The organism is Streptomyces sp. NPDC002446 (assembly GCF_053595675.1).
The window spans coordinates 1-26,966 of the sequence record NZ_JBSFYC010000007.1 but is presented as its reverse complement, the minus strand read 5'-3'; the positions used below and the strand labels follow the sequence as shown (position 1 = coordinate 26,966).

At 73.3% G+C, this 26,966-nt stretch carries 26 protein-coding genes; 7 read left to right on the top strand and 19 right to left on the bottom strand.

Annotated elements, in window-relative coordinates; all coding sequences use genetic code 11:
• Positions 1-44 precede the first annotated feature (44 nt).
• Positions 45-1,307 carry an ROK family transcriptional regulator gene (locus ACWD6P_RS06230; RefSeq protein ID WP_451442857.1) on the bottom strand — a complete coding sequence of 421 codons (1,263 nt, stop codon included), beginning with the start codon at positions 1,305-1,307 and terminating at the stop codon, positions 45-47.
• Positions 1,308-1,377: 70 nt separating this feature from the next.
• Here ACWD6P_RS06230 and ACWD6P_RS06225 point away from each other — a divergent pair, with 70 nt between their 5' ends.
• Positions 1,378-2,586 carry an MFS transporter gene (locus ACWD6P_RS06225; RefSeq protein ID WP_451442856.1) on the top strand — a complete coding sequence of 403 codons (1,209 nt, stop codon included), beginning with the start codon at positions 1,378-1,380 and terminating at the stop codon, positions 2,584-2,586.
• A gap of 47 nt (positions 2,587-2,633) precedes the next feature.
• On the opposite strand, the gene ACWD6P_RS06220 is transcribed toward ACWD6P_RS06225, so the two are convergent.
• Complete coding sequence (locus tag ACWD6P_RS06220) at positions 2,634-3,134, bottom strand: acyl-CoA thioesterase (RefSeq protein WP_451442855.1); 501 nt, start codon at positions 3,132-3,134, stop codon at positions 2,634-2,636.
• Between the two features lie 253 nt (positions 3,135-3,387).
• On the opposite strand from ACWD6P_RS06220, the gene ACWD6P_RS06215 reads away from it, so the two are divergent.
• A complete protein-coding gene (locus tag ACWD6P_RS06215) occupies positions 3,388-3,864 on the top strand; it encodes a BP74-related protein (RefSeq protein ID WP_451442854.1) in 477 nt (158 codons plus the stop codon).
• A gap of 74 nt (positions 3,865-3,938) precedes the next feature.
• On the opposite strand, the gene ACWD6P_RS06210 is transcribed toward ACWD6P_RS06215, so the two are convergent.
• Together ACWD6P_RS06210 and ACWD6P_RS06205 are read right to left on the bottom strand one after the other, a co-directional pair.
• Positions 3,939-5,333: a uracil-xanthine permease family protein gene (locus tag ACWD6P_RS06210; protein WP_451442853.1), complete on the bottom strand. Its 1,395-nt coding sequence runs from the start codon at positions 5,331-5,333 to the stop codon at positions 3,939-3,941.
• 141 nt (positions 5,334-5,474) lie between these two features.
• Entirely contained in the window at positions 5,475-5,927 is a 453-nt protein-coding gene (locus ACWD6P_RS06205) for a phospholipase (RefSeq protein WP_451442852.1), read from the bottom strand.
• Positions 5,928-6,231: 304 nt separating this feature from the next.
• Between ACWD6P_RS06205 and ACWD6P_RS06200 the strand changes: the two genes are divergently transcribed.
• Positions 6,232-6,867, top strand: coding sequence for a DUF5995 family protein (locus tag ACWD6P_RS06200; RefSeq protein WP_451442955.1), 636 nt, complete (start codon positions 6,232-6,234; stop codon positions 6,865-6,867).
• 112 nt (positions 6,868-6,979) lie between these two features.
• Positions 6,980-7,909: an LLM class F420-dependent oxidoreductase gene (locus tag ACWD6P_RS06195; protein ID WP_451442851.1), complete on the top strand. Its 930-nt coding sequence runs from the start codon at positions 6,980-6,982 to the stop codon at positions 7,907-7,909.
• A gap of 83 nt (positions 7,910-7,992) precedes the next feature.
• On the opposite strand, the gene ACWD6P_RS06190 is transcribed toward ACWD6P_RS06195, so the two are convergent.
• The 3 genes from ACWD6P_RS06190 to ACWD6P_RS06180 form a co-directional block, all read right to left on the bottom strand.
• Positions 7,993-9,693 carry a flavin monoamine oxidase family protein gene (locus tag ACWD6P_RS06190; RefSeq protein ID WP_451442850.1) on the bottom strand — a complete coding sequence of 567 codons (1,701 nt, stop codon included), beginning with the start codon at positions 9,691-9,693 and terminating at the stop codon, positions 7,993-7,995.
• A 129-nt stretch (positions 9,694-9,822) separates the two neighbouring features.
• Positions 9,823-10,638, bottom strand: a complete 816-nt coding sequence (locus ACWD6P_RS06185; protein ID WP_451442849.1) for a carbon-nitrogen hydrolase family protein — start codon at positions 10,636-10,638, stop codon at positions 9,823-9,825.
• 208 nt (positions 10,639-10,846) lie between these two features.
• Positions 10,847-11,779, bottom strand: a complete 933-nt coding sequence (locus tag ACWD6P_RS06180) for a LysR family transcriptional regulator (RefSeq protein ID WP_451442848.1) — start codon at positions 11,777-11,779, stop codon at positions 10,847-10,849.
• Between the two features lie 159 nt (positions 11,780-11,938).
• Between ACWD6P_RS06180 and ACWD6P_RS06175 the strand changes: the two genes are divergently transcribed.
• Positions 11,939-12,412 carry a nuclear transport factor 2 family protein gene (locus ACWD6P_RS06175; RefSeq protein WP_451442847.1) on the top strand — a complete coding sequence of 158 codons (474 nt, stop codon included), beginning with the start codon at positions 11,939-11,941 and terminating at the stop codon, positions 12,410-12,412.
• Positions 12,413-12,498: 86 nt separating this feature from the next.
• On the opposite strand, the gene ACWD6P_RS06170 is transcribed toward ACWD6P_RS06175, so the two are convergent.
• The 9 genes from ACWD6P_RS06170 to ACWD6P_RS06130 all read right to left on the bottom strand — a co-directional run bounded on the left by ACWD6P_RS06170 (position 12,499) and on the right by ACWD6P_RS06130 (position 21,894).
• Entirely contained in the window at positions 12,499-12,954 is a 456-nt protein-coding gene (locus ACWD6P_RS06170; RefSeq protein ID WP_393487901.1) for an Lrp/AsnC family transcriptional regulator, read from the bottom strand.
• Between the two features lie 10 nt (positions 12,955-12,964).
• A complete protein-coding gene (locus tag ACWD6P_RS06165; protein WP_451442846.1) occupies positions 12,965-14,437 on the bottom strand; it encodes an amino acid permease in 1,473 nt (490 codons plus the stop codon).
• Positions 14,438-14,820: 383 nt separating this feature from the next.
• Positions 14,821-16,284, bottom strand: a complete 1,464-nt coding sequence (locus ACWD6P_RS06160) for a GuaB1 family IMP dehydrogenase-related protein (RefSeq protein ID WP_451442845.1) — start codon at positions 16,282-16,284, stop codon at positions 14,821-14,823.
• Between the two features lie 118 nt (positions 16,285-16,402).
• Entirely contained in the window at positions 16,403-16,846 is a 444-nt protein-coding gene (locus tag ACWD6P_RS06155; RefSeq protein WP_451442844.1) for a barstar family protein, read from the bottom strand.
• A gap of 85 nt (positions 16,847-16,931) precedes the next feature.
• Positions 16,932-17,399, bottom strand: coding sequence for a ribonuclease domain-containing protein (locus tag ACWD6P_RS06150; protein ID WP_451442843.1), 468 nt, complete (start codon positions 17,397-17,399; stop codon positions 16,932-16,934).
• A 107-nt stretch (positions 17,400-17,506) separates the two neighbouring features.
• Positions 17,507-18,523: a sugar-binding transcriptional regulator gene (locus ACWD6P_RS06145; protein WP_399144071.1), complete on the bottom strand. Its 1,017-nt coding sequence runs from the start codon at positions 18,521-18,523 to the stop codon at positions 17,507-17,509.
• 267 nt (positions 18,524-18,790) lie between these two features.
• Positions 18,791-19,474 carry a ribulose-phosphate 3-epimerase gene (gene rpe, locus ACWD6P_RS06140; protein WP_451442842.1) on the bottom strand — a complete coding sequence of 228 codons (684 nt, stop codon included), beginning with the start codon at positions 19,472-19,474 and terminating at the stop codon, positions 18,791-18,793.
• Between the two features lie 119 nt (positions 19,475-19,593).
• Entirely contained in the window at positions 19,594-21,027 is a 1,434-nt protein-coding gene (locus ACWD6P_RS06135) for an RsmB/NOP family class I SAM-dependent RNA methyltransferase (RefSeq protein ID WP_451442841.1), read from the bottom strand.
• Positions 21,028-21,069: 42 nt separating this feature from the next.
• Complete coding sequence (locus ACWD6P_RS06130) at positions 21,070-21,894, bottom strand: AraC family transcriptional regulator (RefSeq protein WP_451442840.1); 825 nt, start codon at positions 21,892-21,894, stop codon at positions 21,070-21,072.
• Positions 21,895-21,943: 49 nt separating this feature from the next.
• Here ACWD6P_RS06130 and ACWD6P_RS06125 point away from each other — a divergent pair, with 49 nt between their 5' ends.
• Positions 21,944-22,375: a DUF2000 family protein gene (locus ACWD6P_RS06125; RefSeq protein WP_451442839.1), complete on the top strand. Its 432-nt coding sequence runs from the start codon at positions 21,944-21,946 to the stop codon at positions 22,373-22,375.
• A gap of 50 nt (positions 22,376-22,425) precedes the next feature.
• Here the strand turns inward: ACWD6P_RS06125 and fmt are convergent, their stop codons facing one another.
• Positions 22,426-23,364, bottom strand: coding sequence for a methionyl-tRNA formyltransferase (gene fmt, locus ACWD6P_RS06120; RefSeq protein WP_451442838.1), 939 nt, complete (start codon positions 23,362-23,364; stop codon positions 22,426-22,428).
• A 248-nt stretch (positions 23,365-23,612) separates the two neighbouring features.
• On the opposite strand from fmt, the gene ACWD6P_RS06115 reads away from it, so the two are divergent.
• Entirely contained in the window at positions 23,613-24,176 is a 564-nt protein-coding gene (locus ACWD6P_RS06115; protein WP_451442837.1) for a hypothetical protein, read from the top strand.
• A gap of 154 nt (positions 24,177-24,330) precedes the next feature.
• On the opposite strand, the gene ACWD6P_RS06110 is transcribed toward ACWD6P_RS06115, so the two are convergent.
• Positions 24,331-26,469, bottom strand: coding sequence for a primosomal protein N' (locus tag ACWD6P_RS06110; RefSeq protein WP_451442836.1), 2,139 nt, complete (start codon positions 26,467-26,469; stop codon positions 24,331-24,333).
• Between the two features lie 113 nt (positions 26,470-26,582).
• On the bottom strand, positions 26,583-26,966 hold a 384-nt coding region (locus tag ACWD6P_RS06105), incomplete at its 5' end, for a methionine adenosyltransferase domain-containing protein (protein WP_451442835.1).

Sequence of the window (26,966 nt, the reverse complement as noted above, 5' to 3'; positions counted from 1 at the left end):
CCCCCGAGGGGATGCCCCCGGGACGGCTAGCCCTGGGACACGCTTCAGCCCCCCGGGGCGAACAGCTCGCTCTGGGCGGCGTCCCGGGCGGCGAGCACCGCGCCGAGCAGCACCGCGCGGCCGCCTACGGCCCCCGGGCGGACGTCGGTGCGCAGGGGGGAGAGGCGGGCCAGGCGGTCCGCGACCCGGTCGGCGAGCGGGTCTCCGCCGGCCCGGCCGATCTCGCCGCCAAGCACCACACAGCCGGGGTCGAGCACCGCGCAGACGGCGGCGACGCCGAGGACGATCCGCTCGGCGAGCGCGTCGAGGAACCCGGCGCCGGCGGCACCGGCGTCCACGGCGGCGCGGACCAGGGCCTCGGCGGGCGGGGCGTCGGCCAGCGGGCCGCGGGCCGTCCGTTCGTCCGCCGCGGCCCGGATGCCGTACTCCGCGGCCAGCTCGCAGATCGCCGCGGAGCCCGCAAGGGAGTGGAAGCCGCCGTCGCAGCCGCTCGCGGAGGGCAGCGCGTCGGTGCCGGGGACCGGCAGAAAGCCGATCTCGCCGGCGCCGCCCGAGGCGCCGCGCCGCAGCTTGCCGTCCAGGACGACCGCGGCGCCGGTGCCGTGCCCGAGCCAGAGCAGCACGAAGGTCTCGTGGTCGCGGGCGGCGCCCTCGCGCTGCTCGGCGATGGCGGCGAGGTTGACCTCGTTCTCCAGCAGGACCGGTACGGCCTCCCCCATGCCTGAACGGCGCGGGGGGACTCCCATGTCGCGCAGCGCGGCGACCAGGGCGGTGTGCCAGGGCGGGATCCAGTCGGTGCTGCCGAGCCGCCCGGTGGCGGGGTCGACCAGTCCCGGGGCGCCGACCGCGACGGTGTGCGGACGCTCGGTGCCGGCCGCGGCGAGGGCCTTGTCCACCGCGGCGAGGACGGTGTCGACGACCGCGTCGGGGGCGTCGTCCGGGGCGACGGGGACGGTGCGCTCGGCGCGTACGTGACCGAGGAGGTCGGCGACCGCGAGGGTGACGCTGTGGGTGCGCAGATCGAGGCCGACGAGATGGGCGCGGTCGGCGACGATCCCGTAGACCCGGGCGTTGGGGCCGCGCCGCTGCGCCCCGCTCTCCCCCACGACGGCGATCAGCCCGGCCTCCTGGAGGCGTTCGACGAGGTCCGCCACGGTCGGCCGGGACAGACCGGTCAGCGTCTTGAGCTGACCTGCGGTCAACGGGCCCTCGGACTGCAGGAGTTGCAGCGCCAGCCGGTCGTTGATCAGCCGTGCGGTGGTCGGGGAGGCGGTGCGGCCGGCGGCCGCCGCGCGCGGTGGATGCATAACGGGATTCTTTCATCCGGCCGGGCCGGCACCCTTATTATCAGGCAGGGTTCCTGATAGTTTACCGCCCATGTCTGGCGCCCTCTCCCTCCCCCGCAGCGGGCTGCGCCGCGCGCGCTGGTCCATCGCCCTGGTCTTCCTCGTCCACGGCTCCGTCACCGGCAACTTCGCCACCCGTATCCCCTGGATCCAGGACCACACGAGCATCTCCCCGGGCCAGCTCGGCCTGGCCCTCGCCTTCCCGGCGATCGGCGCGTCCCTCGCGATGCCGCTGGCCGGCCGGATCAGCCACCGCTTCGGCGCCCGCGCCGCGCTGCGCGGTCTGCTCGCCCTGTGGACGCTGTCCCTGGTCCTGCCCGCCCTCTCCCCCGGCCTGTACGCGCTGTGCCCGGCACTGCTGCTGTACGGCGCGGCCTCCGGGATGTCGGACGTGGCGATGAACGCGCTGGGCGTGGAGACCGAGGACCGGCTCGGCCGGCCGATCATGTCGGGGCTGCACGGCATGTGGAGCGCCGGCGCACTGCTCGGCTCGGCGGCCGGCACCGTCGCCGCACACGCCGGATGGGACGCCCGGCTCCACCTGGCCGGCGCCGCGCTCGTACTGACCCTGCTCGGCGCGCTCGCCTGCCAGGGCGTACTGGACCTGCGCAGCGCGCCCGAGGAGCATCCGCCGCCGCGCTTTGCGCTGCCGCCGAAATCGGCGCTGGTCATCGGGGCGATAGGGTTCTGCGCGGTCTTCGCCGAGGGCGCCGCCCTGGACTGGTCGGCGGTCTACCTCCGCGATCAGCTGGGCACGGACGCGGGCCTGGCGGCCGCCTCGACCACCGCCTTCGCCTGCACCATGGCCGTCGCACGACTGGCCGGTGACAAGGTGGTGGCCCGCTTCGGCGCGGTGCGCACGGTACGGACCGGCGGGGCACTGGCGGCGGCCGGCGGTCTGCTGATCATCACCGCGCAGCACCCCGCGATGGCCATGGGCGGCTTCGGCCTCATGGGCCTGGGCATCGCGGTCGTGGTGCCGCTGGCCTTCGCCGCCGCCGGCCGCAGCGGCCCGGCCCCCAGCCAGGCCATCGCGGGCGTCGCCACGATCACCTACACCTCGGGCCTGATCGCACCGTCCGCCATCGGGGGCATCGCCCAGGCGACCTCGCTGACGGCGTCCTTCACGCTCGTCACCGCGCTGGCCTTCGGCCTGGTCGTGGGCGCACGGGTGCTCCGGGTGCCGACGCATACGGCGACCGGTGCGCCCGCGGTGACGGGAGACCTGGAGCGGTCATAAACGGCCGGCGGGGCCGGTGACCGGGGCGGGCGACCGCCCCGGACGGCTCAGGCCGCGTCCGCCTCCGCGGTCCCGGCGGGCCCGGCGTCCGCCTCCGGCCGGAGCAGCTCCGCCGCGATCGCCCGGGCCCGGTCCGACCACGGGGTGGGACGCAGCGTCTGCGCGTCGACGCGGACGAGCACCCGGTGGCCCTGGGCGTGGGTCCGGGCGCCGTCGGCCGAGCAGAGCCGGAAGCCGTAGGTCAGGCCGGTACGTCCGAGGCGTTCGACCCACAGGGGTGCGGCGTAGCGGCCGGGGCTGGTAATCGGCCGCTCGTAGGAGACGCGCATCTCCTTGATGACGTTGCACATGTCGCCCGCGGCGGCCCAGTCACCGTCGAATCCGAAGCCCCGGCCGTGCCAGTACTCCGCCCAGGCGCGCTCGACCAGCAGCGGGTAGCGGGAGTTGTGGAGCATGCCGAGCGCGTCGAGGTCGTCGAAGTGGACGGTAACGGGGACCAGTTGCCCGTACGGGACGGGGTCGGCGGTCTGCAGGGGTTCGACGCTCACGGGGTACTGCTCCTGGATTCTCGGTGCGTATGCCGGAGCCATCGTAAGCGGGCGCTTAGAACGGTTCGCCCACCGGCCCGCGTCCGCGCCGCCGCCGCGGACTTCCGGCCAACGTGGGCCGTTCGATTTTGCTCCGGCGACGTCACCCCTGAGGGCGGCACGCCCCCCGGGCGTCTGGACGCCGACACCGGAGGACACAACTCTGAGCGACTACTTGGTTGCAGAGAGCGACCATGAGGCGCCGGAGGCTCCCATGCGAGGAATCACCACCAAGGTCGGCATTCTCACCGCGGCCGCGCTGCTCGCCCTCACCGCGGCCGGCGCGGCCCAGGGCAAGCAGGCCGGGAGCGCACGGGACCGCGCCGCCGCGGACGACTCCGCGGCCTACTTCGAGTTCACCACCTACGGGTACGGCCACCCGGCACCCGCCGTAGTCAAGATCACCAACCCCGAGCTCATCGCCCACGCCAGGGCGCTGGTGAACGGCGAGACCGACGAGCGGCCCCACCTCGTCGGACGGATCGCCAAGACCCGGGCGCCGTACAACCCCAACTGGAGCTTCCACTTCCGGCCGGAGACCGTGGACTTCTTCGACTACGCCATCGAGGTGTGCGACGCCAGCCTGCCGTACGTCGAGGAGCATCTGGACGAGGCGGGCGGAGCGTTCCTCCCCGGCCTCGTGTGGTGTCCCTGGTCCTCGCGGCTGACCAAGGAGGTGCCCGCGCCGTAGCGCGGAAGGCCGGTCACCGGCCGTGCCGTGAACAGGAACGGGAACGAGAACGGGAACGGGAACGGGAACGGGCCTCAGTCGGACTCGTCGGCGGCGGCGGTGCCGTCGTAGTCACTGGTTCCGCCGTCCAGCAGCGCGCCCTGCTGCGGGGCGGCGGTTGCCCGCGAGAGCCAGCGCAGGGCGTGGTAGCCGGTGAGGACGACGAGGGTGCCGAGGGCGATGCCGCTCAGTTCGAAGTTCTCGGTGAGCTTCAACGAGACCCCGCCGATGGCGATGACGATGCCGGCCGCGGCGGGGATGAGGTTCAGCGGAACGGTGAAGTCCACCTTGTTCCGCACCCAGATCTGGGCGCCGAGCAGGCCGATCATGCCGTACAGGATGACGGTGATGCCGCCCAGCACACCGCCGGGGATCGCGGCCACCACCGCGCCGAACTTCGGGCACAGTCCGAAGAGCACCGCGAAGGCCGCGGCCGCGGTGTAGGCGGCCGTCGAGTAGACCCGGGTCGCGGCCATCACCCCGATGTTCTCCGCGTACGTCGTGGTGGCCGGGCCGCCGGCCGCGGTCGAGAGCATCGTCGCCGTGCCGTCCGCGACGATGGCCATGCCCATCTTGTCGTCCAGCGGATCGCCGGTCATCTCGCCGACGGCCTTGACGTGGCCCGCGTTCTCCGCCACCAGCGCCACCACGACGGGCAGCGCGACCAGGATCGCGGAGGCCGAGAAGTTCGGGGCGTGGAAGGTGGGGGCGCCGATCCAGTCGGCCTCGGCGACCCCCGAGAAGTCGATGCGCCAGTGATCGGTGAGCTTGCCCGAGCCGTCGACCGAGTGGATCTTGCCGGCGGTGCGGTCCAGGACCCAGGACAGCGCATAGCCGAAGACCAGGCCCAGGAAGATCGCGATGCGCGACCAGAAGCCCCGCAGCACGACGAGCGCGAGCCCGGTGAACAGCATCGTGGCCAGGGCCGTCCACTGGTCCTGGGGCCAGTAGGCGGAGGCGGTGACGGGGGCGAGGTTGAAGCCGATGAGCATGACGACCGCGCCGGTCACCGTGGGCGGCAGCACGGCGTGGATCACCCGGGCGCCGAGGACGTGGATGGCGATACCGCAGCCCGCCAGGCACGCCCCCACGACCAGCATCGCGCCGGTCAGGGTCCCGGCGTCGCCGCCCTGGCCCGCGATCACCGCGGACACGCCGACGAAGGAGAGCGAGGATCCCAGGTAGCTCGGGATCCGGCCGCGGGTCATCACCAGGAACAGGACGGTCGCCACACCCGACGCCATGAGGGCGAGGCTGGGGTCCAGCCCCATGAGCACCGGGGCGACGAAGCATGCGCCGATCATGGAGACGACGTGCTGGGCGCCGAGCCCGATCGTCCGCCCCCAGGTCAGCCGCTCCCCCGGCCTGACCACCTCGCCGGGCTCCAGGTGCTTGCCATCCCCGTGCAGCTTCCACCCGAAGCCGGCCATGATCACACTCCATGATTGCGACGCCCTGCACGTCACAGAGCCGAGGTGATTCATAGCCGAACGTTTCCCGCTGAACAAACCCGCGGGTCTGCTACGGCCGTGCCCCCGGCTCGCCCCCTGCCATCCGGTCCGTCCGCCGCCTCACCGGCCGAGCCTTCGCACCGCCTGGTAGTACGTCCAGGCCAGGCTGCTGCAGGAGCCCTTCCTGGCGCCGGAGTAGCGTCGGCAGACCCGCTTCAGATCCGCGTACAGCGCACTGTCCAGCCGTGGTTTGTGGGCGGTGAAGGTGCCGGCTCTCTTGTAGTTGCGGTAGCCGAAGTCATGTCGCGCGCAGGAGATGTCGAAGGGAAATCCCAAAGGGTTGTCGGGCGACTGCGAGCAGTAATCCGTGGACCAGTCGAATCGGTAGGAGGACCATTTCGACCGGTCGCCGCGGGCCGCCACCCAGATGCCATAGCTGGCCGTGTCGGGCTGCGTCCAACTCGCCAGCACCCGCGGTTTGTCGGCGGGCGCGGCCTGCGCGGCGGCGGCCGGCAGCGCCGCCGGCACGGCCAGGAGGGGAACGGCGAGTGCGGCAACGGCTCTTCGGGACATACGCCAACCTCCGGAATTCTGCGCCGGGTCCACCGCGGCGCTTCCTGGGATTGCCGAAAGGCAGGGGTGTGGCAAAGCCGTCGCGCCCGCATTTCCGGCTCGCCGGAAGGTCACAACCCGCCGGGCGGTGCCACAAGAGGGCGCGCCGGTCATTACCCCGTTCCGGTCAACGGCGACCGGCCGGCGTCGATATCCGTAATACCGCTGTCACGCTGGACCGATGACGACGGTTCAGGAACACGGCGACGACCGCGACCCGCCGGGCACCGCGTCCGCCGAGGGCGTGGCGAGGGCGGTGGCGCGGATGCGGGCGCTGGAGGCGGCGCTGCCCGCCGAGGACGGGGTGGCGGTCTTCAACGGGGTCTATCTGACCGTCACCGAAGCGGTGGCCCGGCGCATCGGGGACGGCGCCTTCGCGGACCCCGAGGCCGCCGGCGAGCTGGACCTGCGCTTCGCACAGCGCTACTTCGACGCGGTGGACGCCGCGGCCGCCGGGCTGCGGCCGCCGGCCTGCTGGCGGCCGCTCTTCCAGCTGCGCCGCCACCCGGGCGTGCGCCCGCTGCAGTTCGCGCTGGCCGGGATCAACGCCCACATCGGCCATGACCTCGCGCTCGCGGTGCTGGACACCTGCCGGGCGCTGGAGTGCGAACCGGGCGCGCTGGAGGGCGACTTCGACCGGGTGGGCGGGGTGCTGACGAGTCTGGAGGAGCGGATCCGGGAGCGGCTGATGCCCGGCCCCGACATGCTGGACGTCGCCGATCCGCTGACCCATCTGATCGGGTCGTGGAGCCTGGACAAGGCCAGGGACGGCGCCTGGGTCGCGGCCAGGGCGCTGTGGAGCGTACGCGGGCTGCCGGAGGTGACGGAGGAGTTCACCGAGCGGCTGGACGCGGGCGTGGGCCTGGTGGGGCGGATGCTGCTGACGCCGCTGCCCGGCTGACCCGGCACGGCCGCCGCCTCGACGTGTTCCGCCCCGAACGTCCCTGCTCCGGCGGTACGTTGGCCGAGGGGACGCGGTGACGACGCACCACCTGAGACGAAGGAGCGCGTGCATGGGCATCCGACTCGGTCTGGGCCTTCCGCAGATGCGGCAGTACGACATCGGACGGGACGTGCCCGACGTGGCACGGGCGGCGGAACGGACCGGCTACGAGAGCCTGTGGGTCTTCGAGCGGATCCTGTTCCCCGAGCCCGCCGCGCAGGGGCTGTACGGCGTCCCGGGCCTGCCCTGGCCGGATCAGTACCGCTCGGTGGCCGACCCGCTGGTGACACTGACGCTGGCCGCGGCCGCCACGGAGCGGGCCCGGCTGGGCACCAGCGTCCTGGTCGCCCCGCTGCATGTGCCCTTCCAGCTCGCCCGCGGCCTCGCGTCGCTGGACGCGGCGAGCGGCGGCCGGGTGGTCGCGGGCCTGGGCACCGGCTGGTCGCTGGACGAGTACGCGGCCGCCGCCGTCGCCCCGTTCGAGCGGCGCGGCAGGGTCCTCGACGAGCTGATCGACGTCTGCCACGCCGTGTGGGGCCCGGACCCGGTGGCGTACGAGGGGGCGCTGACCACCATCGCGCCGTCGGTCGTCGGGCCCAAACCGAAGGGCCCGATCCCGATCCTGCTGCCCGCCAACAGCCCGCGCGCGCTGCGCCGGCTGATCGACCGGGCGGACGGCTGGATGCCGGTCGGCACGGGCGCCGCGAAGCTGGCCGGGCAGTGGCGGCGGCTGCAGGAGCTGGCCGCCGAGCGGGGGCGCACACAGCCGGTGCAGAGCGTGCTGCGGGTGAACACCCAGCACACCGCCAAGGCGTACGACGGCCCGGACCGCAGCCCCTTCCAGGGCAGCGTCGAGCAGATCGTCGAGGATCTGGCGGCGCACGCCGCGGTGGGCGTGGCGGAGATCCTCATCGACCTCCAGGGCCGGGCCCGCGACGCGGAGGAGCTCAAGGACCTCGCGGCGGAGGTGTACACGGCGGCACGGGCGGCCGGGGTGTAGACCGCCGTGTCACGCCGGGAGCTGCGCAGGTCGCGGGCCCGGCCGGGACCCATCGGACCCGGCCATGACCCATCGGGCAGGCTCTAGTCCTCGGGGAGCTCGACCGGCGCGATCTCGTCGTAGACATCGCCCGGTCCGGGGTTGGTGGCATCCGTGCCGCCGCCGAAGTGGTGCATCACGCCCCACACCGCGTTCAGCGCGGTCTGCACCGCGCCCTCGGCCCAGCCGGCCGTCCAGGAGATGTCGTCACCGGCGAGGAAGATGCCGCGCTTGTCCTCGGGGAGGCGGTCCTGCATGAAGTGGGTGAACAGGCGCCGCTGGTAGCGGTAGTGGCCGGGCAGGTTGGCCTTGAACGCGCCCATGAAGTAGGGCTCGTTCTCCCAGGAGACGGTGACCGGGTTGCCGATGATGTGCTTGCGGATGTCGACCTTCGGATAGATCTCCGACAGCGACTTCAGCATGACCTCCATCCGCTCGTTCGCGTCCAGCGGCAGCCACTTGAGGCTGTCGTCGCACCAGGTGTACGAGAGGCAGATGACGGCGGGCTTGTCCGGACCGTCGTCGAGGAGGTAGGTGCCGCGGGTCATCCGGTCGGTGAGCGTCATCGACATGACGTCCCGGCCCGTCTCCTCGTCCTTGTCCAGCCAGAACGGCCGGTCGACGGGCACGAAGAGCTTGGACGACTCCATGTAGTGGGTGCGCTCCATCGCCGTCCAGTGGTCGATGGGGAACAGCGAGTCGTCACACGCGATCTTGCTCAGCAGCATCCAGGACTGCGCGGTGAAGACGGCCGCCTCGTAGGTGCGGATGTCGCCGTCGGCGTCGGTCACCGTGATGCGGTTGCCGGCCGTGCGGTGGAGGCGGGTCACGGCGGGGCGCGGGGCGCCGTCGTGCAGCGAGGACAGCGAGGTGCCGGGCGCCCAGTGCACGATCTTCGCCGGCTCGCGCTCCCACAGGCGCAGCGGCAGCTGCTGGCTGCCGCCGACGATGCCGCGGTGGTGGTCGTCGGCCTCGGTGTAGACGACCCGCAGGATCTCCAGGATGGAGTTGGGGAAGTCGGTGTCCCAGCCGCCGGTGCCGAAGCCGACCTGGCCGAAGATCTCGCGGTGCCGGAAGGACTTGAACGCCGCGGAGTCGCAGAGGAAGCCGTAGAAGGTCTGGTTGTCGAGCTTCTCGACGAGCTTCGCCCAGATCTCGCGGATGCGCGGGACGTCGCGCTCGCGCATCGCCTGGTTCATGTCGGAGAAGTCGGCGCCCTCCTCCAGGCAGGCGTTCCACGCGTTCATGACGTCGCGGTAGACCTGCGGGAGGTCGTCGACCGTGACGGCGTAGTGCGACTCGCCCTTGAGGTCGACGACGGTCGAGGGGGTGTCCGGCGCCAGCGGGTTGGGGAACGGCTTGGTCTCAAGGCCCACCAGGTCGATGTAGTGCTGCAGCGCCGTCGAGGACGGCGGGAAGCGCATGGCCCCCATCTCGGCGGTCAGGTCCGCGGCCTCGGCGCCGGTGCCCTCGAAGCCGACGGTGCGCAGCCGGCCGCCTATCTGGTCGGCCTCGTAGACGACGGGCTTGAGGCCCATCTTCATCAGCTCGTAGGCGGTGATGATCCCGGAGAGGCCGCCGCCGATGACCGCGACCTCCTTGCCGTGCTCGACCGCGGGGATCTGGCCGAGGCCCGCGGGGTGGGCGAGGAAGTCGTCATAGGCGTACGGGAAGTCCGGGCCGAACATGGTGATCGGCGGCTGGGCATCCGCGTGGTGGGCGGCGGTGGGCACCGTGGACGTCATCGGGGGCGGACTCCTCGCAGGCAGGGCACAGCAGGCAGGGCAGGGGGGCGCGCGGGCCGGGCGGGCCGGACTGCGGCACAGGGGGTGGGGCCGGGTGGGGGCCGGCGGGTCAGATCAGGTCACGTCACATCACGTCAGCGGGCCGTACAGCTCGGGCCGCCGGTCGTGCAGATACGGGTTGTCCGCCCGGGACTCCTTCAGGAAGGCGGCGTCCACATCGGCCCGCACGAGCTGCTCGGTGCGGCCGGCCCGGGTGCGTACGACACCGTCGGGACCGGCCAGGCAGCTCAGGCCGACGAACTCGAACTCGCCCTCCGCGCCGACCCGGTTGACGTACGCGATGTACATCTGGTTCTCGAAGGCGCGGACCGGGATGACGGATTCGGCGACGAACTGGAAGGGGTGCATCTGCGCGGTGGGCACCAGCAGCAGGTCGGTGCCGGCCAGCGCATGCGCCCGGACGTTCTCCGGGAACTCCACGTCGTAGCAGATCAGCAGGCCGATCCGGACGCCGGACAGCTCCGCCTGGACGACGGCGCGGTCGCCCGGGGTGAACCACTCGTGCTCGAAGCAGCCGAAGAGATGGGTCTTGCGGTAGTTCGCGAGGCGCTCGCCGCCGGGGCCGATGAGCTGCGCGGAGTTGTAGACCGCGGCGCTGTCGGGCTCGTCGTGGCCGGCGCGCTCGGGGTAGCCGTAGAGCACCGCGATGCCGTGCTCGGCGGCGATCTTGCCGATGGTGCGGGCGCTGTCGCCGTCGGCGGGCTCGGCGAGGCGGTGCACATCGCCGCCGATGGCGTAGCCGGTCAGGAACAGCTCGGGGCACACGAGCAGTCCGGCGCCGGTCGCCGCCGCCGTACGGGCCGCGTCGTCGAGCACCTGGAGGTTGTGCGCGACATCGCCGGGCCGGCCCGAACTCTGGAGCAGGGCGGTGTGCAGCGACGTCATGGGACCCCTCGGCGGACGGTTCGGGCGGGACGCAATGACGGTACGGGGCGGCGACGATTCCGGACAAGGCGCCACCGTTGCGTGCCGACGGACGATTCATTGCGCGTTCAAGGGACTCCCCGGCGATTCGTTGCGCCCGCCGTTCGCGCAGGTGGGAGCGGGGGTCCCGGGGCGCGTGGAGGGCACCGGAAGCGGAGCGGCGGCGCGCTCACGCGGGGGCGGGCGGCGCTCCGATCGCCTCGGCGACGGCCCGGCGGACGAGGCCGCGCAGCCAGATGTGCCCCGCGTCGGCCTCCTGGCGGGGGTGCCAGGCCATCGCCATGGTCATCGGCGGCAGATCGAGCGGTATCGGCAGGGTGCGCAGGCCCAGCCCGCGCATCGCCGACGCCGCGGTCAGCTCGTTGGCCAGGCCGACCGCGTCGCTGTCGCGGACCATCATCAGCGAGGCGGCGAAGGTGGGGACGGTGGCGATCACCTTGCGGCGCAGCCCGAGTTCGGCGAGCGCGGTGTCGATGGGGCCGGTCAGCCGGCCGCGGCGGGAGAAGTTGACGTGCACGGCGTCGGCGTAGCGGCGCGGGGTGAGCTTCACGGTGGTCAGCGGGTGCCCGTCGCGGACCACGGCGACACCGCGCTCGGTGAACAGCTCCTCCGTACGGATCTCCGGTTCGCGGCTGTCGATGACGCCCAGCTCCAGATCCGCGGCGCCGTCGCGCAGCAGCGGCACATCGATATGGCTCTCCCCCAGGAAGCGCAGCACGACCTTCGGCGCCTCCTTGGCGGCGAGGGCGACCAGGCGGGGGCCGACTGCGGTGACGAGGAGGTCGTTGCTGTTGAGGGTGAAGACCCGGGCCAGCGCGGCCGGGTCGGCGGGCGCGGAGGGGGCGAGCACACCGTGTGCCGCCTCCACCAGCCGGCGCACCTCGGCCCTGATCTCCAGGGCGCGCGGCGTCGGCACCATGCGGCGGCCGGCCCGCACGAGCACGGGGTCGCCGATCGTACGGCGGATCCGGCCGAGGGCGCGGCTCATGGCGGGCCCGGAGAGCCCGAGGCGGTCGGCGGCCGCGGTCACGCTCTCCTCCTCCAGGAGGGCGTCCAGGGCCGTCAGCAGGTTCAGATCGATGGATGCGTGTCGCGCAATCATGGAGTCCAGACTTTGCGGTGGGCGTTAATCCACCGGACTGTAGTGCGCGGCGGGCGGGTCGGCGGGCGCGGCCCGCGGTTCCGGCCATGACGCCTTGACCTCCTCGACCTCCTTGACCTCCTTGACCTCAAGTTCGCTTGAGGTAGCAGGATCTCCGCCATGGACACCGAAGCGATGCAGCACCAGATCCAGTACCTGACCGACCGCGCCGAGATCACCGACCTGCTGGACCGCTACCTCCGCTCCCTGGACGAGGGGCGGTTCGACGAGGCATGGGCCCGCGCCTTCCACACCGAGGACGTCACCGCCGAGATGCCCATCGGCACCGTACGGGGGCGCAACGCCCTGCTCGCGCACGTCCGGCGCGGGATGGCCCTGTTCGACCGGACCGTGCACCTGGGAAGCAATGCCGTCATCGAGATCGACGGCGACCGCGCCACCGCCCGTGGCGCCCAGCTGAGCACCCATGTCCTCGCGGACGGCTCCGGGGAGGTCTTCATCTCGGCGGGCCACGCCGACAACGAGCTGGTCAGGACCGCGGACGGCTGGCGGATCGCGGCCTCGTCACTGCGCATCGCCTGGACGCAGGGGACGCCGCCGCGACTGCCGGCGGGCCTGGGGGCAGAGGCCTGAGGGGCGGAGGCCTGAGGGGGCCGGGGAGCTTGAAGGGCCTGTTGACGGCCCTCGGGCCTTTCCGGCCAAGACCCACCGGACAGGCCCTAGCCCGGCGCGCCCGAGCTGTAGCGCCGCAGCAGCGGCGAGAGCACCAGTACGGACTTCGTCCGCTCCACGAACGGCTCGCCCGCGATCCGCTCCAGCACCCGCTCGAAGTGGCGCATGTCCGAGGCGAAGACCTGGACGATGGCGTCCGCCTCACCGGTGACGGTGGAGGCGGACGCCACTTCCGGGTAGCGCGACAGGCCGCGGTGGATCGCCTCGGGCGAGGTGTTGCGGCGGCAGTAGATCTCGATGTAGCCCTCGGTCTCCCAGCCGAGCGCGGCCGGGTCCACCCGTACGGTGAAGCCGGTGATCGCCCCGTCGGCCCGCAGCCGGTCCACCCGGCGTTTGACGGCCGGTGCGGACAGGCCGACCTCCTGGCCGATGTCCGCATAGCTGCGGCGGGCGTCCTCGGCGAGGGCGTGGACGATGCGTTCGTCGAGATCGTTCAGTCGCACTGCGGGTGGATCACTTCTCTGACGTGGCCAATCGGGAGCGGCGCAAGCCGTATCCGAAGTAGACCACAAGGCCCACGGCCATCCAGACACCGAAGACCACCCAGGTCACGGTGCCGAGGCTGCCCATCATGTAGACGCACAGCAGGAAGCCGATCGCCGGGAAGAGCGGCGAGAGCGGCGTACGGAAGGCCCGCGGCATGTCGGGACGCGTCCGGCGCAGCACGATCACGGCCACATTGACCAGCGCGAAGGCGAAGAGGGTACCGATGCTGGTGGCGTCGGCCAGCTGGCCGAGCGGCACCGCGGCGGCCAGCACTCCGCAGAACAGCGAGACGATCACCGTGTTGGCGCGCGGCGCACCGCTCTTGGGGTGCACCTTGGAGAACACCTTCGGCACCAGGCCGTCCCGGGACATCGCGAAGAGGATGCGGGTCTGGCCGTAGAGCACGGTCAGCACGACGCTGGCGATCGCGATGACCGCGCCGAACGCGAGCAGCACCGCCCACCAGCTCTGGCCGGTGACCGCCGTCATGATCCCGGCCAGCGCGGCCTCCGAGCCCTGGAACTTCTGCCACGGCAGCGCGCCCACGGCGATCGCCGCGACCAGGCAGTACAGCGCGGTGACGATCACCAGCGAGAGCATGATCGCGCGCGGCAGGTCGCGCTGCGGGTTCTTGGCCTCCTCGCCCGCCGTGGAGGCGGCGTCGAAGCCGATGTAGGAGAAGAACAGGGTCGCGCCGGCGGCGCTGACGCCCGCCATGCCCATCGGCATGAAGTTCTCGTAGTTGCCGGACCGCACGCCCTGGACGGCGACACCGCAGAACAGCAGCAGCGCGACGATCTTGACGATCACCATGATCGTGTTGGCCCGCGCGCTCTCCTTGGCCCCGCCCAGCAGGAACGCCATCGCCAGCAGCACCACCAGCAGCGCCGGCAGATTGAAGATGCCGCCGTCGCCGGGCGGCGCGGACAGCGCGTCGGGGATGGTGAAGCCGAAGACGCCGTCGAGCAGCTCGTTGAGGTACTCGCCCCAGCCCACCGCGACGGCCGCGACCGAGACGCCGTACTCCAGGATCAGACACCAGCCGCAGACCCAGGCGACCAGCTCGCCGAGGGTGGCGTAGGCGTAGGAGTACGAGGATCCGGAGACCGGGATGGTGCCGGCCAGCTCCGCGTACGACAGCGCCGAGAACAGCGCGGTGATACCGGCGATGATGAAGGAGATGACGACCGCGGGCCCGGCGTCCGGCACCGCCTCACCGAGGACCACGAAGATGCCGGTACCGAGGGTGGCACCGATGCTGATCATGGTCAGATGCCATACGCCCATGGAGCGGCGGAGCGAACCGCCCTCCCCCTTGCCGCCCTCGGCGACCAGCCGCTCGACCGGTTTGCGCCGCATCAGTCTGGTGCCGAGGCCTCCGGGGGCGGGTGGCCGAATGTCGCTGTCCCCTGCGGGTGGGGCTGCGCCGTGCTCCAACACTGGGGTGGCTCCTTTATCGCTGCCTGGTCAAGGCGGATTCGGATGACGGCGACCGGCGGCGGCCGTGTGCAGGCATGCCGAAGCCCCTGCAGCAGGAGACCGCCGAGCAGACGGTCTCCGCCACTCCACGTACAGCGCATGACCTTACGGGCCGCCGCTGACCTGCCGTAATGCGGGTTCCTTGCGCAACCGCGGACGATCGTTGCGCGCCAAAGTGGAGAGCGGAGGTTCGTTGCGTTTCGGGCAGCGGTCGGGCGGGCGGCGGCGACGGTGTCCAAGGGGTGGACACTCCGGGTGTGCGGATACGCGACCGGCCCCGCACCGAATACGGTGCGGGGCCGGTCGAGCCGTGCTGGTGGACCGCTGGGCGGCCCTGTGACGCGTCAGCTCCAGCTGTCGTGGAGCGGCTTGCCCTCGGCGTAGCCGGCGGCACTCTGCACGCCGACCACGGCCTTCTCGGCGAACTCCGCCAGGGAGGCGGCGCCCGCGTAGGTGCAGGAGCTGCGGACGCCCGCGATGATCGAGTCGATCAGGTCCTCGACGCCGGGACGCGCCTGGTCGACGAACATCCGCGAGGTGGAGATGCCCTCCTCGAAGAGCGCCTTGCGGGCCCGGTCGTAGGCCGACTCCTCGCTCGTACGGCGCTGCACCGCACGGGCGGAGGCCATCCCGAAGCTCTCCTTGTACGGGCGGCCCTCGGCGGTGTGCTGGAGGTCGCCGGGCGACTCCAGCGTGCCGGCGAACCAGGAGCCGATCATGACGTTGGACGCGCCGGCGGCCAGCGCCATCGCGACGTCGCGGGGGTGGCGCACCCCGCCGTCGGCCCAGACGTGCTTGCCGTACTTCCGGGCCTCGGCGGCGCACTCCAGCACCGCGGAGAACTGCGGCCGGCCGACGCCGGTCATCATGCGGGTGGTGCACATCGCGCCCGGTCCGACACCGACCTTGATGATGTCGGCGCCGGCCTCGATCAGGTCGCGGACGCCCTCGGCGGCGACGATGTTGCCCGCCACGATCGGGACCTGCGGGTCCAGCGCCCGGACGGCCTTGATCGCGCTGATCATCGTCTCCTGGTGGCCGTGCGCGGTGTCCACGACGAGCGTGTCCACGCCGGCGTCCAGCAGCGCCTTGGCCTTGCCGGCCACATCGCCGTTGATACCGACGGCGGCGGCGATCCGCAGCTTGCCGTTGGCGTCGGTCGCGGGGGTGTACAGGGTGGCGCGCAGGGCGCCCTTGCGGGTGAGGATGCCGACCAGCATGCCGTTCTCGTCGACCGCGGGCGCGAGCTTGCGGTTGGCGGCGTCGAGGCGGTTGAAGGCCTCACGCGGGTCGATGTCCGCGTCCAGGACCAGCAGGTCCTTCGACATGACCTCGGAAACCTGGGTGAAGCGGTCCACCCCGGCCAGGTCGTGCTCGGTGACGACACCGACCGGGCGGCCGCCCTCGACGACGATGCCGGCGCCGTGCGCCCGCTTGGGCAGCAGCGACAGCGCGTCGGCGACGGTCGCCACCGGCGAGAGCACGATCGGCGTGTCCAGGACCAGGTGACGGCGCTTGACCCAGGTCACGACGTCGGTGACGACATCGATCGGGATGTCCTGCGGGATGACGACCAGGCCACCACGGCGGGCGACGGTCTCGGCCATCCGGCGGCCGGCGATCGCCGTCATGTTGGCGACCACGAGAGGAATGGTGGTGCCGGTGCCGTCGGGCGAGGAGAGGTCGACACCCTGGCGGGAGCCCACGGCGGAGCGGCCGGGCACCATGAACACATCGTCGTAGGTCAGGTCGTAGGGCACCGAAGAACTCTCTTCGAGCGCGCCGTTCTTCGGATTCAGGAATCGCATATGGCCAGGATACGGGCCCTGACCAGGGCTCATACGATTGTCCGAGCTAGGGCTGGGCCATGTGTGCGATCCGCCAACGGGGGCGGTCCCGGTGCGCCGGGACCGCTCCGTCCGGGTGCTACACCCCCTGCCGGCCCCGCCCCCTGGCCATGATCACGGCCAGCCCGGTGTCCGTGTCGCGCCAGAAGCCCACCGCGTCCGCGAGGACGGACTCCACGATGCGCCAGTCCTCGGGCGCGGCGGCGGCATAGCCCTGCCAGTCCGTGACGACCAGCAGCCGGCCGCGGTCGGCCGGGCACCAGGACAGGTCGGTGAGGCAGTCGGCGAGCGCGTCCCAGTTGTGGCCGAACCAGGCCGGCAGCCGCAGCGCACGGGCACAGCGCTCCATGAAGGCGGCCTTGTCCTCGGCCCCGTCCAGCTCCAGCGACGCGCCGCGCCAGCCGGCCTCGCGCGCCGCCGCCAGCGCATCCGCCACCGGGCGTTCGGCGGGCCAGGTCAGCACCCCCGCAGGCGTACTGCCGTCGAGCACCGCCGCAAGCGGCCGCGGCACCGACCCGGTCATCGCAGCACCGCCTCACCGCAACCCGAGGGGGCCAACCCCCGGCCCCCCGGCCGCACCGGAACCGCCGCCGTCAAAGACAGGAACCTCATCTCAGCACCGCCTTGAAGCTTCGGTAGTGGTCGTCGGTGTAGTACGTCTCATGGCTCCGGCCGGTGACCAGACGGCGGGCGCCGCGGTCCGGGGAGCCGGGCGTGGGGACCGTGTACTCGTGGTAGTAGCCGCGCGGCTGACGGGGCAACAGCCGCTCGCGGTTGCCGAAGACGGTCCCGTCCTGCCGGTAGGGGAAGGGCCCGCCGGCGTCGATGAGCCGCAGGGTGTCCCGCGCCTGGGAGGGCAGCGCGCCGACCGGGACGACCGGCAGGCCTTGCGCCCAGTCCGGAACGGCAGAGGTGCCCGGCGCGGGGGTGACGGCCGTGGCGGCGGCCCGCGGCGATCCGTGTGAACTCCCCTTGTCGGCCCCGCCGGTGGCGCAGCCCGTCAGGACGAGGAGCAGGCCGGCGAGCAGCGCGCCGAGGACGGCGGCGGCACGGCGCGGGGCGGAGCTGATCTCCATGGCGCCGATGCTGTCACAGGCGTGCGAAGGCCGCTCGCCGGTGCGCGCGTCGGAGGGTGGCCGGCGGCGAGCGCTTCAGGTGGCCGGTCACCGGCCCCCGGCGGGCATCACGCCCCGTCAGGATCCGCCCGGTCCAGCGCGGGACGCGGCCCGGGGCCGGTCTCCAGCAGCAGATGGTCGGCCGCCGCGGTGTCCGTGACCAGGCTCGTCACCAGCCCGGAGCGCAGCACCGCGCCGATCGCCGCGGCCTTGCGCCGGCCGCCGGCGATGGCGACGACCTCCGGGATCCGGCGCAGCCGGTCCGCCTCGACCGTGATGCACCGCTCGCCCAGGTCGCGGCCGATCCGCCGCCCCTCGGCGTCGAAGAGGTGCGCGGACATCTCGGCGGCCGCGCCCAGCGAGGCGTAGTGCTCCCGCTCCTGCTCGCTCAGCATGTCGTAGACGGTCGAGACGCCCGGCTCCCAGGAGCCGATGGAGACACAGGCGACGGTGACCTTGTCGAAGTACTCGAAGGCGCGGGCGATGCCGGTCTGCCGGCGCAGCGCCTCGGCGGTCGCCGAGTCGGGCAGCAGCATCGGCGCGTAGATCGGGTGCGCCTCGCCGCCGGAGACGTCGGCCGCGCGGCGCACCGCCTCGACCGAGCCGCGGTCGGCGGTGCCCGCGTCGTACACCCCGGTCAACTGCACGACCGTGCACGGCGGGAGCCGGTGCAGCGCGGCCGCCATGTGAATGGTCGAACGGCCCCAGGCGAGCCCGAGCACATCGCCCTCGGTGACCAGCTCACCCAGGAGGTCGGCCGCGACCTCACCGAGGTTCTCGGGGTCGGCGGCGTCCTCGGGCGGGGTCTGGCCGCCGAACGCGGGGGGAGCGTCCGCGGGCGACTCGACGACCACCGCGTGCCGCAGGCCGTAGCGGGCCCGCAGGGCGTCGGAGCGTTCGGCGTCCAGCTCGGAGGGCACCCGGATCTCGATCCGTACGAGATCACGCTCCAGTGCCGTCTCCAGCACCCGCGCGACCTTGAACCGGCTGACGCCGAACTCCTCCGCGATCTGGATCTTCGACTTTCCCTCAAGATAGAAACGGCGGGCCATGGCCGCAGCCTGCACCAGCTCGGCAGGGCCCATTCCGGACTGTGGGCGGCTGGCTACCACGAAATTCTCCCCTTTTGCGCATCTGATCGAGTCTTTGCTCATCCTTTCAGAAACCCGGGGGCAACGGGGACCATCAGCGCCCCGGCGGCCGTGAACGCTCGATTGCGCCACGGACAATTGGCGGCGCGGCCGTGCCACAAGGCGATTCCCCTGGCGAAATCCGGCCGGACCGCCCGCTCCCGTGTCCCGAAATCGCCGGGCCACCGACCCCCTGTTCCGAAAAGACCTTCCGAATAGATTTCAGTGTGCGCAGCCCCAGCCCGCCGCCGCGGTCGCCGCCTCGGCCTTCTCCCGCAGGTCGCGCACCGCCTTGGCCGGGTCGTCCGCGCCGTAGACCGCGGAACCGGCCACGAACACATCGGCGCCGGCCTCCGCGCACCGCTCGATCGTCGCGTCGGAGACCCCGCCGTCCACCTGGAGCCACAGCTCCAGCCCGTGCCGGGAGATCAGCTCACGGGTGCGGCGGATCTTCGGCAGCATGATGTCCAGGAACGCCTGGCCGCCGAAGCCCGGCTCCACGGTCATGATCAGCAGCATGTCGAGCTCGGGGAGCAGATCCTCGTACGGCTCGATCGGGGTGGCCGGCTTGAGCGCCATCGACGCCCGCGCGCCCTTGGCCCGGATCTCCCGCGCCAGCCGCACCGGCGCGGCCGCCGCCTCCGCGTGGAAGGTCACGGAACCGGCCCCGGCCTCGACGTACTGCGGTGCCCAGCGGTCCGGGTCCTCGATCATCAGATGCAGATCGAGGGGGGTGTCCGTCGCCTTGCGCAGCGATTCGACGACCGGCACGCCGAGGGTGAGGTTCGGGACGAAGTGGTTGTCCATGACGTCGACGTGCAGCCAGTCGGCGCCCTCGACGGCCTTCGCCTCCTCGGCGAGCCGGGCGAAGTCTGCGGACAGAATGCTGGGGTTGATCAAGGCCATGCCACCAGTATGGCGTCCTGGCCGGAAAGGGTCGGAGGCGGGACCGCCCCGGGCGGCCGCCCGGCCCTCAGGTCGGGTCCCGCCCGGCTCCGCCGCAGGCTCGACGGTCGCGCCGCGCCTCAGCCCGTCCGGCGCAGCAGCGCCAGGTACATCGCGTCCGTACCGTGCATATGCGGCCACAGCTGGACGTCCGGGCCGTCGCCGAGCGCCGGTACGCCCGGCATCAGCGGCCGTGCGTCGACCCACTCCACCTGCGCCGGCGGTCCGCCGCGGCCCTTGATGACGTCGTCCACCACGGCCCGGGTCTCGGCCGGGTGCGGCGAGCAGGTCGCATAGCCGACGACGCCGCCGACCCGCACCGCCGCGAGCGCCTGCCGCAGCAGTTCACGCTGGAGCGGGGCGAAGCCGTCCAGGTCCTCTGGGCGGCGGCGCCAGCGGGCCTCGGGGCGGCGGCGCAGCGCGCCCAGACCCGTGCACGGCACGTCCATCAGCACCCGGTCGAAGGCGCCGGGCCGCCAAGCGGGGCGGGTGCCGTCGGCGGCGATCACCGCGTAGGGACCGGGGTTGCCCTCCAGCGCACGGGCCACCAGCCGCGCACGGTGCGGCTGCTTCTCCGACGCCAGCAGTGCGGCGCCGCGCTCCGCGGCGAGAGCGGCCAGCAGCGCCGCCTTGCCGCCGGGGCCCGCGCAGCCGTCGAGCCAGGCGCGGTCGGCTCCCTCGACCGGTGCGTTCGCCAGCGCCAGGGCGACCAGCTGGCTGCCCTCGTCCTGCACTCCGGCGCGCCCCTCGCGTACCGCGTCCAGCGCGCCGGGCTCGCCGCCCTCCGCGAGCCGGACCGCGTACGGCGACCAGCGCCCGGGCAGCGCGCCCTCCTCGCCGGCGGCCGCCAGCAGCTCCTCCGTGGTGGCCCGGCCGGGCCGTGCCACCAGCGTCACCTCGGGGCGCTCGTTGTCCGCCTCCAGCAGGTCCTCGATACCGGCGCGGCCGCCGCCGAGGGCGTCCCACAGCGCCGAGACGATCCAGCGGGGGTGGGCGTGCACGATGCCGAGGTGGTCCTCGGGGTCCTCGTCGTACTCCGGGGCGACCCGCTCCAGCCAGCCGTCCAGGTCGTGCGCGGCGACCTTGCGCAGCACCGCGTTGACGAACTTCGCCCGGCCATCGCCCAGCACCACCCGCGCCAGCTCGACGCTCGCGCTGACCGCGGCGTGGGTGGGGATGCGGGTCCCGAGCAGCTGGTGGGCGCCGAGCGTCAGCACGTCCAGGACCGGCGGGTCCACCTCCCGCAGCGGCCGGTCCACGCACTGCGCGATGATCGCGTCGTAGGTGCCCTGGCGCCGCAGCGACCCGTAGACCAGCTCCGTCGCCAGCGCCGCGTCCCGGCTGTCGAAGTCACCGCGCTCCCGCGCCTTGCGCAGCAGCGGCGGCATGACGAGGTTGGCGTACGCGTCGCGCTCGTCGACGGCCCGCAGCGCCTCGAAGGCGAGGATCCTGACGGGGTCCTTCTTCGGCCGGCGATGGGGCTTGCTGGGGCGACGGCGAGGCTGCTCACTCACAGAAAAGGTGCTCCGGATACGGGATGGGGGTGGTGCCCCAGCCTACGCGGGCCCGACGCCGGCGGCCCACGGGGACGGCCGGAGGGCATAGCGACCAGGGGTGATGCCCACGTGCCGTTTGAAGTGCCGGGTCAGATGCGGCTGGTCGTAGAAGCCGGTCGCGGCCGCCACCTCGGCGGGCGACCGGCCGTCGAGGAGCAGCCTGCGGGCGCGGTCGACCCGGCGGGCCATCAGGTACTGGTGCGGGGCGATGCCGAAGGCGGTGGTGAACGCCCGGACCAGGTGCGTGGGGTGGGCGTGCACCAGCTTGGCGGCCTCGTCCAGGCTCACGCCGTCCGGCAACCGTTCGTCCAGGAGCTCCCGCAGACTGTGCGCCACCCCGCGGACGGGCTGGGGCGGGCAGGCGACGCGGCGGGGCCGCAGATGGCCGCGCAGCCGCTCCCCGATCAGGGCGAGGCGGCTCTCCGCCTCCAGTTCGTCGCCCGGGCGCGACAGTGCCGCGTGCAGCTGTCCGACTCGCCGGCGCAGCAGAGTGTCGATCAGGTCGGGGCCGTCCACCGCCGGGCCGATGAAGGTCTCGTCCAGCTGGGTCAGGTCCAGATAGAGCACCCGCTTGCGGAAGCCCCGGGAGGTGGCGGACTGGCCGTTGTGCGGTACCTGCGGGGGGAGCAGGGACACGGTGTCCCGCGGGGTGCCGTGCGCGCGCCGGTTCAGGTCGTAGCGGACCGCGCCGTCGTCGACGATCAGCAGCGTCCACACGTCGTGGACGTGCATCGGGTAGGCGTGCTCGGTGAAATGGGCGTGGAAGACCTCCACGACGCCCGGGACCCGCGGGCGCCACGCGGTGACCTCCTGCCGTGCCAGCATGCCAAGAACGTACAAGAACGTACGGCGGGGCGGCCGGCAGTCTCGGAGCATGACGACCCAGCACAGCCCCGTACGCTTCGACACCAAGATCGCCGTTCTGCTGCGCGAGGACCTTGCGCCCTGGCAGCGGCTGAACGTGACCGCGTTCCTGGTCAGCGGTCTCGGCTCGGAGCTTCCCGAGGTGATCGGCGAACCGTACGCCGACGCCGACGGCACCCCGTACCTGCCGATGTTCCGTCAGCCCGTCCTGGTCCTCGAAGGGACGAAGGAGACGCTGACCGCCGCGCACGGCCGCGCCCTGGCCCGCTCGCTTCCCCGGTCGGTGTTCACCTCCGACCTCTTCGTCACCGGCAACGACCGGGACAACCGCGCGGCGGTACGGGCCGTGCCGAAGGACCAGCTGGATCTGGTGGGCCTGGCCGTGTACGGGCCGCGCAACGCGGTCGACAAGGTGCTCAAAGGCGCCCGCATGCACCCCTGAGCGCCGCCGGGAGGACGGCGGGGCTCCGCCCCCGGCGCGGCACGCGGCCCCTACTCCCCCAGCCGCTCGCCCTTCTCGATGCGTACGCCCCGCGCCCAGTCCGCGGCCTTCATCGGCTTCTTGCCCTGCGGCTGGACCCAGAGCGGTTCGACGGGATGGCTGCCGGTGCCGACGTACACCGCCTTCTTGGTGACGGCGAGTTCGCCGGGGGCGAGGCCGAGCTCGGCCTGGCCCGCGGCGGAGGCGGCCGACATCAGCTTGAGGCGCTCTCCGCGGAAGACCGTCCAGGCTCCGGGCGCGGGGGCGCAGCCGCGGATCACCCGGTCCACGCGGAGCGCCGGCGCCGTCCAGTCCACCTTGGCGTCCTCGACCTCGATCTTCGGCGCGAGCGTGACGCCGTCGGCCGGCTGCGGCACCGCCTCCAGCGTGCCGTCCTCGATGCCGTCCATCGTCGCGACGAGCAGTCCGGCACCGGCGAACGCCAGCCTGGTGAGCAGATCGCCGCTGGTGTCCGTCGGGCGGACGGCCTCGGTCAGCACCCCGTAGACCGGGCCGGAGTCCAGCCCCTCCTCGATCAGGAACGTCGAGGCGCCGGTCACCTCGTCACCCGCGAGCACCGCGTGCTGGACGGGCGCCGCGCCCCGCCATGCGGGCAGCAGCGAGAAGTGCAGATTGACCCACCCCTTGGCGGGGATGTCGAGTGCGGTCTTCGGCAGCAGCGCGCCATAGGCGACCACCGGGCAGCAGTCCGGCGCGATCTCCCGCAGCCGGGCCAGGAAGTCCTCGTCGCGCGGCTTGACGGGCTTGAGCACCTCGATGCCGGCCTCCTCCGCGCGCTGGGCGACGGGGCTGGCGACCAGCCTGCGGCCGCGGCCGGCGGGCGCGTCGGGCCTGGTCACGACGGCCACGACGTCGTGCCGGTCCGAGGCGATCAGGGCATCGAGGGCGGGTACGGCGACCTCGGGGGTACCGGCGAAGACAAGCCTCATAGGTGGCGATCTACCTCTCACACGCAGCGGAACGACGCACCAGTCTATGGGGCTTGGCCCAAGCCACAGCGGTGAATCCAGGGGGCGTACGACATTTCCCGCGCCTCGCACGGAAGCTCGTACGCCCCCATACCGTGACCAGAGCCGCTGCTGTCGCGTTGGTCAAGCAGCATTGACCCGGACGGGCCGCCTTGGCGGCCCGATCGCATTCACCCTTCCTTTTCCACGCCGGTTCGAGAGGCTTGCTCATGGCCGACCACGCAACCCACGACGCCCAGGCACGCGCCAGCCTGCATCTCCTGGTGCGGGACATCGAGCGGGTCCGCCGGCAGGTGGACGCACTGCGCACGCTGACCGCTCAGCTCGGCAACGTCTACCGGCCGCGGCGCACCGGACCCTCCGCCGGCTTCGTCGTCTACGGACGCGCGCCCGCGCCGACCGTGCGCCTGGCCCAGGAGCTGCGGGACAGCGTCGAAACACTCGTCACGGCCGCGGTCGACTTCGACCGTTCGCTGGGCTTCTCGTGGGACGCGGTGGGCTCGGCGCTCGGGGTCACCAAGCAGGCCGTGCACCGCCGTTACGGCGCCCGCCGGGCCACCGCCCAGCCCTCCGCCGACAGCGGCGGCGAGCCGGTGTCCCGGGCCGCGGAGCCCGCCGCGTCTCCCGCGCCCCGGGCGGTGACCATGGCGACGGGGCTGCCCGGCGCCCCGTCCGTGCCCGCCGCCCGCTCCATGCCCGCCCAGCCCTCGGGGACCGCGGGCCGCGACGAGTCGACCCGTCCGGGCGCCCTCCCCGGCCCGCGCAACGGCTGACCACTCGCCGCACCGGGCGCGGCCTCGTACGCACCGCTCGCCAACGCCCCGGGACCGCCCGTCGACCACGGTCCCGGGGCGGCGCCATGTCCGGGGCCCGCGGCGCCCGTGCCCGGGCCGCGAAGCCGCGGGCGCGCGGGGCCGCCCCCGGGGCTCACCCCAGATCCGGCGGATCGATCCGTACCCGTACCGCCTCCCCCTCCCGCTTGACCAGCCGCGCGGCCCGCGCCGCCTTGAGCGCCGCGGCGAGCGCCGCCCCCTGGCCGGGACGGACGCGCACGAGCGCACGCTCCCACTCCTCACCCGCAGGGGGATCACCGGGCCGGCGCGGACGTCCGGGATCCGGCACCGGCAGCGGGACCGGCCCCAACACCTCGGCGCCCTCGGGGAGTTCGGCAGTCCGCAGCAGCTCGACGACGTCCGCGGCGCGGCCGGCCACCGAGGCCATCCGGGACACCGGGGGGAACCCCAGCTCGGCCCGCTCGGCCAGCTCGCGGACCGCGTGGCCGACCGGGTCCCAGCGCACCAGCGCCTGCACCGGCCGCAGCGTGGGCTCCGCTATCACCGCGACCGTGCCGCCCTCGCCCTGGCCGCGGACCAGCGCGGCGGCGCCCAGCCAGCGGCGCAGCGCCTCCTCCCCGGCGCGCAGATCCGGCCGTCCGAGCAGCGCCCAGCCGTCCAGCAGCAGCGCGGCCGCATAACCGGCGCCCTCGGCCACCGGCTCCGCGCCCGGGGTGCTCACCACGAGCGCGGGCGCCTCGGGGACCGTGGCCAGCACATGGTCACGCCCGGACGTGCGCACCGGAACCGCCGGAAACGCCCGGCCCAGCTCCTCCGCCGTCCGCCGCGCCCCCACGATCTGCGCCCGCAGCCGGGCACCGCCGCACTCGGCGCAGTGCCAGTCCGGCTCCGGACGTCCGCACCAGGCGCACCCCAGCTGCCCCGCTGCCGGCGACTCCAGCGGACCGGCACAGGCCCGGCAACGCGCCGGCGTACGGCAGCGCTCACACGCGAGCCGGGGCGCATAGCCGCGGCGCGGCACCTGCACCAGCACCGGCCCCTGCTTCAGCCCCTCCCGGACCACCTGCCACGCCATCGTCGGCAGCCGGGCCGCCCGCGCCGCGGCATCGCGCGCCTCGTCGCCCTCGCCGACCGTACGCACCACCGGCGCCGCGGCCCGCACCTGGGCGCGCTCCGCCGCCAGCGGCCGCGCCCAGCCCGTCTCGACCAGCTGCGCCGCCTCGACCGTGCAGCTCAGCCCGCCCAGCAGAAAGCCGGCCCGCTCGCTGACCGACCGCTGGATGAGCACCTCCCTGGCATGCGGCTGCGGCGCATGCGGATCGCTGTGGCTGGCGTCGCCGTCGTCCCACAGCGCGACCAGCCCCGGATCGGCGACCGGCGCGAACATCGCCGCTCGTGTCCCGACCACGGCCCGCACCGAGCCCCGGCTGACCGCGAGCCAGCGCCGGTACCGCTCCTCGGGCCCGGCATCGGCGGTCAGCAGGACATGCCGTCCCGGCCCGACCAGCTCGGCGAGCGCCGCGTCCACCCGCGCCGCGGCCCGTCCGTCGGGCACCACCACCAGCGCACCGCGCCCGCCCGCCAGCGCCGCGGCCGCCGCCCGCGCCAGCTCCTGCGGCCAGGTCGCCCCCGGCAGCGCCGTCCACACCGCCCGCGGCGCATCCCCCCGCGCGAGCGCCGCCAGGAACCCGGGCCCGGCTCCGTAACGCTCCCAACTCCCGGCCTCCGGCGGCGCGTTGGGCGACAGCGGGGCAGGCGACGGCTTGGCCTCCGCACGCGCCCGGCGCGGCGGCACGGCCAGCTGCACCACATCGGCCAGCGTCCCCGCATACCGGTCCGCCACCGCCCGGCACAGCCCCAGCAACTGGGGACTCAGCACCCGCTCCGCCGACAGCACCTGGGCGATCGGCGCGAGCACCCCCCGGTACTCGCTCTCCGCCACCCGCTCCACGATGAAGCCGCTGACCAGCTTGCCCCCCTCCCGCCGGCCGCCCTTCTCCCCCGCCCCGAACCGCACCCGCACCCGCACCCCGGGCTGCGCCTCGGCGTCCATAGCGGCCGGCACGGCATAGTCGAAGTACCGGTCGAGATGCACCAGACCCTTGTCGACCAGCACCCGCGCCACCGGCAGCTCGGCCGCCAGCTCGGCCCCCCGCCACGTCCGCGGCTTGGCCCGACCGGCCTTGTTCTCCCGCACGGCCTCCCGGATCAGCGCCAGCTGCTCCCCCATCTCCGACGCCCCCTCCTCCGCTCGCCCGTTCTGCCTGCTCACAGCTCCAGTCTTAGCAGACGGCACTGACAGCGACCGGCGGCGAGCACACAGCCCAACGGCCCCGGACCGCCAAGCGGTCCGGGGCCGTGATCAGAGCGAGCGGCGGTGTGGCCTTACAGCCCCGCGGCCTTCTGCAGCGCCTCCACCCGGTCCGTGCGCTCCCAGGTGAAGTCCTCCAGCTCACGGCCGAAGTGGCCGTAGGCGGCGGTCTGGGAGTAGATCGGACGCAGCAGGTCGAGGTCGCGGATGATCGCGGCCGGGCGGAGGTCGAAGACCTCGGCGATGGCCTGCTCGATCTTGTCGGTGTCGACGGTCGCGGTGCCGAAGGTCTCGACGAAGAGACCGACCGGCTCGGCCTTGCCGATGGCGTAGGCGACCTGGACCTCACAGCGCGCCGCGAGGCCGGCGGCGACGACGTTCTTGGCGACCCAGCGCATGGCGTAGGCGGCCGAGCGGTCGACCTTGGACGGGTCCTTGCCGGAGAAGGCGCCGCCGCC